The 10,370-nt window shown below is 40.7% G+C and carries 9 protein-coding genes; 4 read left to right on the top strand and 5 right to left on the bottom strand.

Translation table 11 applies throughout. From position 1 onward, the window contains the following. The first annotated feature begins 12 nt into the window (after window positions 1-12). Window positions 13-576, top strand: a complete 564-nt coding sequence (locus tag IT970_RS04870) for a sigma-70 family RNA polymerase sigma factor (protein WP_074988664.1) — start codon at window positions 13-15, stop codon at window positions 574-576. Continuing rightward, window positions 576-1,340, top strand: a complete 765-nt coding sequence (locus IT970_RS04865; RefSeq protein WP_182396193.1) for a DUF3379 family protein — start codon at window positions 576-578, stop codon at window positions 1,338-1,340. The genes IT970_RS04870 and IT970_RS04865 overlap by 1 nt, the downstream gene beginning before the upstream one ends. 62 nt (window positions 1,341-1,402) lie before the next feature. On the opposite strand, the gene IT970_RS04860 is transcribed toward IT970_RS04865, so the two are convergent. The 4 genes from IT970_RS04860 to IT970_RS04845 form a co-directional block, all read right to left on the bottom strand. Next, a complete protein-coding gene (locus IT970_RS04860) occupies window positions 1,403-2,593 on the bottom strand; it encodes an amino acid aminotransferase (RefSeq protein WP_036969996.1) in 1,191 nt (396 codons plus the stop codon). A 73-nt stretch (window positions 2,594-2,666) separates the two neighbouring features. Further along, entirely contained in the window at window positions 2,667-3,326 is a 660-nt protein-coding gene (locus IT970_RS04855) for a GAF domain-containing protein (protein WP_074988666.1), read from the bottom strand. A gap of 45 nt (window positions 3,327-3,371) precedes the next feature. Beyond that, a complete protein-coding gene (locus tag IT970_RS04850) occupies window positions 3,372-5,042 on the bottom strand; it encodes an ATP-binding SpoIIE family protein phosphatase (RefSeq protein WP_074988667.1) in 1,671 nt (556 codons plus the stop codon). Further along, a complete protein-coding gene (locus IT970_RS04845; RefSeq protein ID WP_036970002.1) occupies window positions 5,042-5,347 on the bottom strand; it encodes an STAS domain-containing protein in 306 nt (101 codons plus the stop codon). Before IT970_RS04845 ends, IT970_RS04850 begins: the two co-directional genes overlap by 1 nt. A gap of 133 nt (window positions 5,348-5,480) precedes the next feature. On the opposite strand from IT970_RS04845, the gene IT970_RS04835 reads away from it, so the two are divergent. Next, entirely contained in the window at window positions 5,481-5,810 is a 330-nt protein-coding gene (locus IT970_RS04835) for a translation initiation factor (RefSeq protein WP_036970005.1), read from the top strand. 11 nt (window positions 5,811-5,821) lie between these two features. On the opposite strand, the gene IT970_RS04830 is transcribed toward IT970_RS04835, so the two are convergent. Then, the gene (locus IT970_RS04830; protein WP_118844097.1) at window positions 5,822-8,827 is read right to left on the bottom strand and encodes a bifunctional diguanylate cyclase/phosphodiesterase; all 3,006 of its coding nucleotides are present in this window, start codon (window positions 8,825-8,827) and stop codon (window positions 5,822-5,824) included. Between the two features lie 333 nt (window positions 8,828-9,160). On the opposite strand from IT970_RS04830, the gene IT970_RS04825 reads away from it, so the two are divergent. Continuing rightward, window positions 9,161-10,312, top strand: a complete 1,152-nt coding sequence (locus tag IT970_RS04825; RefSeq protein WP_036970008.1) for a chorismate mutase — start codon at window positions 9,161-9,163, stop codon at window positions 10,310-10,312. Window positions 10,313-10,370 lie beyond the last annotated feature (58 nt).

The following is a 10,370-nucleotide window of genomic DNA, read 5'->3' as shown; positions in this document are numbered from 1 at the left end:
TTATTAAAAATAATGAATAATATCAGAAATTTTTTTTCTGATAGGCAGGTCTTAATTACTATGACAGAAAAACAGAAGCGATATGAAGCGCTGGTTCATATCTACCACAGTGAGCTTTTTCGCTTTGCATATTGGTTGTGTCGTGATCAAAGTGTTGCCGAAGACTTAGTGCAGGAAACCTTCCTGAGAGCTTGGCGTGCCTTGGATTCGCTTCAAGATCAGCACGCGGTTAAACCCTGGCTTTTAACCATACTAAGGCGCGAAAACGCCCGTCGTTTTGAGCGTAAACAATTTGACTACGCCGACGTTGAAAACGAGACGCTAGTAGATGAAAGAAGCACAACCTTAGACGCTGAAATGGAACAAACAGTGATCCAACGACAGATTGGAAAGTTAGCAGATGAATATCGAGAACCATTACTCTTACAAGTTGTAATGGGGTGTTCTGGCGATGAGATTGCCGAGATCCTCGATTTAAATAAAAATACCGTTATGACACGTCTTTTTCGTGCCAGAAACCAGCTTAAAGAGGCTTTAAGCAGTGATGATGACCAACTTAGAGGAGCATCAAAGTAATGGATGAACTCGAGTTTCGCCGCCGCATCCTCGCCGAACCAAGCACGATTGATAAGGACCTTGAAACGTTTGCCGAGCAGGACACAGAAAAACACGCATTTATTAATGATGTGCGAGCACTTGATGCTGAAATTCACAGCGCATTAAATGTACCCGTGCCCGAAAACCTTGCCGCACGCATTATTGAAAACACCTATGCCGCTGAGGAGCAGCGTGCTGAAGAGCAAACGGCTGAGCAACCACTTGACACAATTATTGAGGCAAAATCTCGATTCGCCTTTAAGCGCCTTTATTTAGCTGCAGCAGCGTCGTTTTTAGTCGCCGTAAGTATTTTCTTTGTCACCAACAAACAACATACTCTCTACAGTGTCGGTGAACATGCTTTTGCACATTTATACCATGAGATTGGATCGCTTGATAAACACGAGGCAATTGATCTTGCCTATGTGAACAAAAAGTTTGCCACGATCGGCGGACACTTAGATGAGCTACCAGGTAAAGTAACGTACCTTACGTTTTGTGATTTCCAAGGTAAAAAAGGCCTGCATTTAGTATTTGAATCTGATTTTGGCCCAATGACAGTTTTTATTGTCCCATCTGATGAACAGCCCTTTGGCACTGGCGCTGAAGATTTCAGCGACGAACGCTTTGCTGGACATATAAACCGAGGTGAGCGAGCAGATACAATACTCATTGCCAGTATCGGCGCACCACTTGATAGCTATAACAGTATGCTCAACAGTGCCATTCGCTGGCTACATTAGCGAAACAGCAGATAGAAAAAAACCGCACGTCGTGCGGTTTTTTTTTGACATACATTAATGTCTTATTTGCATACATCAGCAACTGCGTTAGCAAAGTAGTCAATGTTTGTATCACTGATACCAGCAACATTTACTCGGCTAGAGCCAACGATGTAGATTGAATAGTCTTTTTGTAAACGATCAATTTGCTCTTTATTGATGCCTAAGAAAGAGAACATCCCGTTTTGACGGTCAATAAATGAGAAATCTTGCGCAATACCTTTCGCTGCGAGGCTTTCTTTAATTAGAGTACGTAAACCATTAATACGGTTACGCATTTCATCAAGCTCATCATGCCACATTTGTGTCAGTTCAGTGCTGCTTAAAATAGTGCTTACAATATCAGCACCGTGAGCAGGAGGCATTGAGTAAATACTACGCACAACGCTTAATAGCACAGAATTTGACACATCGGCCGTTGCCGCATCTTTGGCGATGATAGAGCATGCACCAATACGCTCACGGTATAAGCCAAAGTTTTTCGAGCAAGAAGAACAAATGATCATCTCATCGACGGCTGCTGCTAACTTACGTAAGCCTGCAGCATCTTCTTCTAAGCTTGAACCAAACCCTTGGTAAGCGATATCGATAAGAGGTGTAAAACCAACTTCGACAGCAAGGTCTGCAACCGTGCTCCATTGTTCTGCATTTAAATCCATACCACTTGGGTTATGACAACATGCATGGAATAACACAACATCACCCTTTGGCACTTGCTTTAAGGTATTGATCATCTCATCGAATAACAGGTCTTTATTCTCGTAATCGTAATAAGGGTATTCTTTAACTGTTAAACCAGCCGCTTCAAATAGGCTAATGTGGTTTGCCCATGTTGGCGTTGTTACCCACACTGTCGCGTCTTTGTTACAACGCTTGATAAATTCAGCCGCAACGCGAAGCGCACCTGTACCACCGGGTGCTTGTGCTGTGCGTACACGGTTTGCTAATAGTGCTGGATGCTCGCCCAGTAATAAGTTTTCCATTTTTTGGCAGTAATCTAAGTTACCCGCCAAGCCAATGTACGATTTACTGGTTTCGTTTTCTAAACGAAACGCTTCCGCTTTTTTAACCGCTTTAAGTACAGGCGTATTGCCTTGCTCATCCTTATAAACACCGACACCCAAATCAATTTTATTTGGATTTGTGTCTTGTTTAAAGGCCGCCATTAGGCCAAGAATAGGGTCTGTTGGTAATGGTTTTAATTCTGAGAACATTGACTATCTCTTTTTATAGGGGTTAGCGTTGCCACTAGCTTAACATAAAAACCCAGCCTAATTACTAGTTAAATTAGACCAAGAGTTGAGGAATTTTGATACAACAAGCCACCAGTAAAGCAAGGGTTTGCTTATCAAAGAAATCATTATTAAATGCTTCAGCATCAATAATACCTAAGCACTCATTTTGTTGTGAAAGTAGCGGCAAACATGTCTCTGCTTTCACGTTGGGATCACACGTATAATATTCACCGCCCTTGGCAAGGTAATCAGCAACATTGTTAATAACTCGGCCACGCTTAGATAACGCGACTTGCACATTGTTACTGCCTTTAGCAAAGGCCTCTGTTATAGGAAACAAAGGACGACTTGGGGCACCATGGTAAACTAATTTTAATAACTGCTTACCTTCATCCGTTGCTGTCGCTTGATAAATACCAAACCAGTCCACCTGAGTTTTTTCAACAACAAAATCAATAATTTGTTGTAGTTTTGCCAGCTTAGCAGTGTTCTCTGCGTTATTAGCGACATAATCACTCAGCTTGAATGGCTCATCCTGTAAATAACCAAACAGACTACAGGCACCACCTTCACCTAATTCAGGGATTTGATACTGCCAGCGTACTTCTGGTAACTCTGCATCTGCTAGGTATTGTTCTAGATACGATAATTGCTCAGCAACAAGGTTTTCTGGTAAATCAAGCTGCGCAATTGATAAGTAAGTTGAAATCATTTAGCCATCCAAACATCTATAATGGCAGAATCATAACATGCGTTGTTAGTGTGAGCTAGTGCTTGATGAGGATAATTGATAACAAATTTCGACTTGGTTCCCAGCGGCATTAAATGAAATATGAGAGGCTATTTCACCTAGTAAACTTAACCCCCTACCATGCTCTCGCATTAAGCTTTGATCTGAGGCATGTGCCTTAGCAAAGCCATTTCCAGAATCACACACCGTAAAATACAACGCTAAGTTATCTGGGCAATAACGAATATCAATAATAATTAAAGCGTCGCTTAGAGTGGCAAGTGCGGTGTCTCTTTCTTGGTAATAAACTAAAAAACCATCTTCTTGATTTTTAATCTCAGAATCTAAACCTAACACCCCATGATCTAAAGCATTATTGTATGCCTCAGACAATATTAAAAATATATTTGCGCGATGCGCGTTCAAGCCCGCTACTTGGGTGAGCACATCCACAACCTCTAACACCGGATCTGTGCTTTTTATTTGCTTTGAATTCAGGCTCAAAGAAAAGTTAAACGGTAAAGGAGAAAAAGGCTCTGCCGCTTGTTCTGGTTCAGGAACAGGTAAACAATTTAATAGCACTAAACTCAAATCGTCTTGTTGTTCGTTACCTTGCGCAAATTTATTTACCCGCTCTAACACCTGCGCTGTTGTAATGTTTTCTTTTGAACACAAGGCTTCTTTAAAACGCGTCTCGCTAAAAAAATCACCTTGAGGATTGGCCGTTTCAATAATGCCATCGGTAGCCATCACAACGCGTGAGGTTGGCTCGACTTCGATATGTATTAGACCGCGTTCAAATTCATCTCCCTCAAGTATTCCCAGTGCCATATGCTGGGACTCTAAGGTACGTGTAATTTCGCCTTTATCGTTAATGATATAGGTGTCAGGTAAGCCGCCAAGCCACGCAGATAAACTGCGTCCAGAATGGCTAAGCTCTAATATTGTCGCAGCACAGAACATGTGCCCAGGTAATAAATTAGCCAAAACAGCATTAATTTCAGCAGCAATATCACTCACTGACATGCCTTTACTCACCATGGTATAAAACACTCGTGATACTGGCAGGGCCCCAACTGCAGCCGCTAAGCCATGGCCGGTAAAATCCCCAAGCATGCAATATAAACTGCCTATGGGACTTTGCGCGACGAGAAACATGTCACCATTAAACATGGCAGCGGGTGAAAGATGAAAATCGAGGTGTTGCGTAAATAGCTTTTGATTTTCTAACGCATTATTAAAGATATGCTCAACGATTTCGTGTTCGCGTTCAACTTGATTTTGGTGATACTCAAGTTGTAAATTTTGTTCTCGCGCCTTTTGGCTTAAGTTTCTTATTCGGCTGTGCGCCTTAATTTTTGCGTTTAAAATCACTTCTTGAAACGGCTTATGAAGAAAATCATCTCCGCCTACCGCTAAACAACGTTCAAAACTGGCTTCGTCTTCAAGCGACGTAATAAAAATAATGGGGAGATAAACTTGGCTAAAACGCTCTTTTATTATTGCAGCTGTTTCAAAGCCATCCATAACCGGCATAATGACATCAAGTAGCACAATATCAATACTGTGCTCTGCCAGTAATTTTAGCGCCATCAAGCCATTTTCAGCGTTATAAACTCGATAGCCTTGTTGCTCTAACATCACGGTTAACATGCGACGATTTAGAGCAAGATCGTCAACAACCAGGATATTAAGCATTAATCAATGTCGAACTTTTTATCGAAACGAGAAATTTGCAGAATCTTTTTTAGCTGCGGCTGACAATTACTAATTTGAATATTATCAACTTTTCCCGTAAGGTTTTTTTTCATATTTAGTAACATACCCAGCGCAGAGCTATCCATGTAATCAGTTTCTCTTAAATCGATTACAATCTTATTTATGTTATCGCTTAAGTCAGCGTATGCCTGACGAAAAGATTGCACCAGATTAAAATCAAACTTTCCTTTGATTTGTACAGTTAAAATAGCGCCATCAGCAGAAGTGCTGCGCGTCAAACTCATAATAAACTCCTAATAAACAAATCTTTTCTAAGACATATCTAAATATAACTGCTTAGAAGAAATAAGCCAAAAATTAAAACACTTAAGAGGAAATTTGTTATCATTTAGGCAAGCTTTTATAACGAGTATCACTATGAGCGATAATAATCTAGTTTATTCAACAGCCACTGGACGCATTGAGCAACCTAAAGAAACAAAGCCTTTGCAAAGTAAGGTGTTTAAAGATGGCTTCCTTCGCATTGAACGTCAAACCAAAGGGCGTAAAGGCAAAGGTGTCATGCTTGTTGTTGGCATTGACGCTGAACAACATGATCTTAAAAAGCTCGCCAAAACCATTAAAAGTAAAATGGGCCAAGGCGGTGCAGTAAAAGACGGTATTATTGAGGTTCAAGGCGACGACCGAGAAAAGCTTAAAGCGATTCTCGAAGCGCTCAAATTTAAAGTTAAAATTGCAGGGGGCTAAAAAGCCCCCTTTTAATTAACGTCTTCTATATGGCTCAAGCGCTCAAAAAGTGCTGGCAGCTGCGCTTCGGACACCGGCTTACTGTAATAGTAACCCTGTACAATATAGCAGTTGTTGTTTTGTAAAAACTCAACTTGCTCTATCGTTTCGACACCTTCAGCAACAACATTAAGCTTTAACTTTTGCGCCATAGCAATAATCGCCGCGGTGATTTCCATGTCATTGGTATCCTCAGGGATATCTTTTACAAATGAGCGGTCGACTTTGAGAATATCAACAGGAAAACGTTTCAAGTAACTCAGCGATGAATAACCTGTGCCAAAATCGTCAATAGAGATTGATACGCCCAATGCTTTAAGCTGATGCAACTGCAAAATTGCCGCTTCAACATGCCCCATCAACATACTTTCAGTTAATTCTAAATGAAGTCGCTTAGGCTCAACCCCTGTTTGTTTAATGATCTTATCGAGTGTCGAAACCAAATTAGCGTCTTTAAACTGGCGTGCCGATAAGTTGATTGAAATATTATTTTTTAGGTTTTTACTCGCTAAACGCGCAGCAAACTCACACGCTTCTTGAAGAACCCACGCCCCTAATTCAACAATTAAACCGGTTGCCTCTGCAATCGGAATAAACTTAGTCGGTGGGATCATGCCTTCTTTAGGGTGGAACCAACGAATAAGCGCTTCATAGCCAACCACTTGCTGATTTCGGCTATCAACTTGAGGTTGATAATAAACCTCAAACTGACGCTCACGAATGCCATTACGTAGCTCATTTTCAATGAACAACCGCTCATTCGCAGCGGCGTTTAATTCTTGGCTGTAGAAGTGGAAAGTATTTCGTCCTTTTGCTTTCGCCTCATACATAGCCAAATCGGCATGTTTAAGTAATTGATCTTCTTCTTGGCTATCAAATGGTGCCATTGTAATGCCTATACTCGCACTGATAATCACTTCATTATTACCAAGTTTGATTGGCTCATTGAGCGTTCTTTGAATCGTATTTGCCACTTCCATTGCATGTGTTTGATGCTCAATACCACTTAACAGTACGGCAAATTCATCGCCTCCGAGTCGGGCAATCGTATCTTCTGTGCGTAAACGTTTTTTCAAACGGTTAGCCACTTCGACCAATAACTGATCACCAGCATCGTGACCTAAAGTGTCGTTAATTCGCTTAAATTCATCTAGGTCAAAATAAAATAACGCAAACGCATAATGTCCACGCTCTGCAAGCGCCATCGATTTACGTAGTTGCATTCTAAAGAACGTTCGGTTGGCAAGTCCGGTTAGTGTATCGAAATAAGCTAACTGCTCCATCTTACGTTGGCTTTCTTTTACAAACGAAATATCCTGCGCTGATGCAACATAACTGGTAATTTTTCCGCCATCTTCACGAATCGGCGAAATACTTAATGACACCCATACAGATTGGCGCTCATTGGCTTGTAACAGTGTATCGCCACGCCAATAATTTCGGCTTCTTAAATCAACATCTATGTCGTCAACCAAAATGGCCATTTCTTGCGATATGATGCTCATTAAAGGCGAGCCAATAAAGTAGCGCTCTTCAAACCCAGTCATCTCAACCATTTTCGGATTGACGTACTCAATTTCAAAATCTTGGTTGGTGATGACAACACCGGTTCCAGAGAATGCCACCGCTTTTGATAATCGGTTAGCCGCTTTTTCGGCAATTTCTTTTTCACTGATACGCTGATTTAAACCATCAATTAGCTTTCTGATTTCTATCGCCATATCTTTAAATGAGCCATTGAGGGTGCCAATCTCATCTTTATTTGCGTACGGAAACTCTGTTTGCAATTGCCCTTTGCCAAAGCTGACAACGGCATTAACTAACGAGTGGATACGGCGCAGAACAAGCTGGTAAAGCGCTTGATGTAACAACAGTGCGACTAAGATGGCATATAAAATAAACAGTCCAAAAAACTTAACTTTTAACTCTTCTAAGGCAGACAACGCCGAAGAACGCTTTTTATAAATACCAATGTACCAGTTAAGGCCTTCTACTTTACGAATATTGATAATGTGTGTTTCGCCGCCTTGCACAAATGAATTTGCAGATTCAGGTAATTTAGAACGAATAGTCTCTGAGACGAGCGTTTGTAAATCCGCATTAACAAAGTCTTTTGTCAGTAGTTTTTTACCTTCGCGACCATATTCTTCTAATGTCGATTTATCTAAGTCGGGATGCGCAAGTAACTGTCCTTTTGCATCAAACACAAATAAATGTTGCTCGCGATCACCAATTGGTAATTGAGCAAGTAAGGTTTCTAGCGCAATATCACTGCCTGTGACACCAAAAAATTCATTATTGTGGTAAACCGGAACCAATACACTCACCACCCATTTATGCCAAATGGTGTCGTAGTAAACTTTTGACCAGACTGCTTCTCGGCTTGGGTTTAATGCTTCTTGTGCGTAGTTAAATGTTTCGCCTTTTGTAAAATCAAACTCAGCAGGTACATTGAGTGCCCAGTTTGGTGGCGCGATACGTATAAAATTATCTTTACTGACTAAATAAAAATTAAAGAAATCTTGAATAAGTGTCGGTGACACTATTTTCCATAATGACTCGGAATCGTTAATCAGCCTTTTATAAAAAGCGGAATAGTTATCTTGAGGAATAAAAGCGGCGGAGAGTCCATCTGCAGACGTACTGCGTATGCTGCCATCAACAGCAAATTTAATATCGGCATTGTGATTACTTTGCAAGTGAGACTCGTTAAGTAATAACTGGCTAGTAACGACATTATTCGCTTGTTCAGCAATATTTGTTTTTGTTTTTATCAAGCCGTTAAATTGACGACTTAAGCGTTCACTCGAATGCTTTAAAAGTTCGTGTTCTTCAAAAACGAGCTGCTTTTCTTCTGATTTAAGCATTAATGCCGCTGCACAAATACCCGCAATTAAACAAATTGCAGAAATCAGCAGCGATAGCTTCATACTTAACGAATTCACACCAAAACGAGATGGCGGGCGTCGATACACCACAGGACTACCTTATTAATAATTGTTATTATTTATTATCCAAAAACAAATATACCAGATTCATTTTTAGATTTATAAATTTTTTATGAAGATTGATGAATTTTCATAACTAATCCATGTGTTTTGCAAATTCCTTCGATATGCTGTTGACTTTATAAACGACACTTCTTACATTAACTGGATGAAACACATTATTTCTCGCACTTATTTTTCGTTTTTTAGCTTCTTTAGATAGAGGAGGCTTAACTGTTTGCGAGATAAATTCACCGAATAGCTAAAGCCTCCCTCTTGGGAGGCTTTTTTGTTTGTGCACTGTTTTGGAATGAGGAAACCAACATGAGCAACGATGCATTAAATGCGTTACGACACGATATCAATGAAATAGATTCCGATTTATTAGTATTACTCGCAAAACGACGACGTATTAGTCACAGTGTTGTTGAATATAAAATTGCCAACAATAAACCGATTCGCGATGAAGCCCGCGAACAAGCATTGCTTGAAAAGCTAATAAGCTATGGAAAGTCGCTGGGGTTAGACGCCTACTACATTAATAATGTGTTCCAGACTATTTTGGAAGACTCCGTATTAAATCAACAGGCCATGTTACAAAAAAGCCTGAACCCAGATGCAATGAGCGAAACGCATCGTGTGGCATATTTAGGTGGTCAGGGCTCATACAGCCAATTAGCGTGTCATAAATACTTTAGCCGCCGCCCGGGTAAGGTCATAGAAATAGGCTGCTCGAGCTTTGAGCAAATCACGGGGAAAGTTGAAAATGGCCAAGCCGACTTTGGCTTGTTACCAATTGAAAACACAAGTTCGGGCAGTATCAATGAAGTCTTTGATTTATTACAACACGCCCAAGTTTCTATTGTAGGTGAAGTCACTCACAGTGTTGAGCATTGTTTACTTGCAATACCGGGCACTGAGCTTTCACACATCAATAAAATATATGCGCATCCACAACCTTTCGCACAGTGCAGTCGTTTTGTGCAAGGGCTCGGTGATATCCAACATGAAACCTGTGATTCGACATTTCACGCGCTACAATCCGCAGTTGAGAACCCGAATAGTGCGGCCATTGGCTCTGCTCAAGCGGGTAAAAATGTTGGCCTCGAGGTTGTTAAGTCTGGACTTGCAAACCAAAGTGAAAACCACAGCCGCTTTATTGTTGTTGCACGTAAACCATTGCAAGTCTCTAAACAAATCCCCACTAAAACAAGTTTGATTATGGCAACTAAACAGCAAGCAGGTTCGCTTGCAGATGCCTTAATGATATTTAAACACCATCAAATTAACCTTGTAAAACTAGAGTCTCGACCAGTGCCAGGAAATCCATGGGAAGAAGTGTTTTACGTTGATTTAGAAGCAAACCTAGATGATGCACATGTAAAACAAGCGCTAGAAGAGCTAAAAGAGCATACCCAATACACACGCGTACTGGGTTGTTATCAAAGTGAATCTCTACAAGCTGTGAGTGTTTAACCTTCATTCATACACATTAAGTAAAGGAGCCGTTGGCTCCTTTACTATTTATCTGCGT

Source organism: Pseudoalteromonas sp. A41-2 (genome assembly GCF_015767615.1).
Lineage (GTDB): Bacteria > Pseudomonadota > Gammaproteobacteria > Enterobacterales > Alteromonadaceae > Pseudoalteromonas > Pseudoalteromonas lipolytica.
The sequence above is the reverse complement of the archived record's forward strand: the minus strand, read 5'-3'. Positions and strand labels throughout refer to the sequence as shown.

Bases quoted from the DNA above. Each gene is read 5' to 3' on its own strand.
- IT970_RS04850 (WP_074988667.1), bottom strand. From the start codon at position 5,042: ATGCTTAATATCCTGGTTGTTGACGATCTTGCTCTAAATCGTCGCATG.
- IT970_RS04835 (WP_036970005.1), top strand. From the start codon at position 5,481: ATGAGCGATAATAATCTAGTTTATTCAACAGCCACTGGACGCATTGAG.
- IT970_RS04860 (WP_036969996.1), bottom strand. From the start codon at position 2,593: ATGTTCTCAGAATTAAAACCATTACCAACAGACCCTATTCTTGGCCTA.
- IT970_RS04865 (WP_182396193.1), top strand. From the start codon at position 576: ATGGATGAACTCGAGTTTCGCCGCCGCATCCTCGCCGAACCAAGCACG.
- IT970_RS04845 (WP_036970002.1), bottom strand. From the start codon at position 5,347: ATGAGTTTGACGCGCAGCACTTCTGCTGATGGCGCTATTTTAACTGTA.
- IT970_RS04855 (WP_074988666.1), bottom strand. From the start codon at position 3,326: ATGATTTCAACTTACTTATCAATTGCGCAGCTTGATTTACCAGAAAAC.
- IT970_RS04870 (WP_074988664.1), top strand. From the start codon at position 13: ATGAATAATATCAGAAATTTTTTTTCTGATAGGCAGGTCTTAATTACT.
- IT970_RS04825 (WP_036970008.1), top strand. From the start codon at position 9,161: ATGAGCAACGATGCATTAAATGCGTTACGACACGATATCAATGAAATA.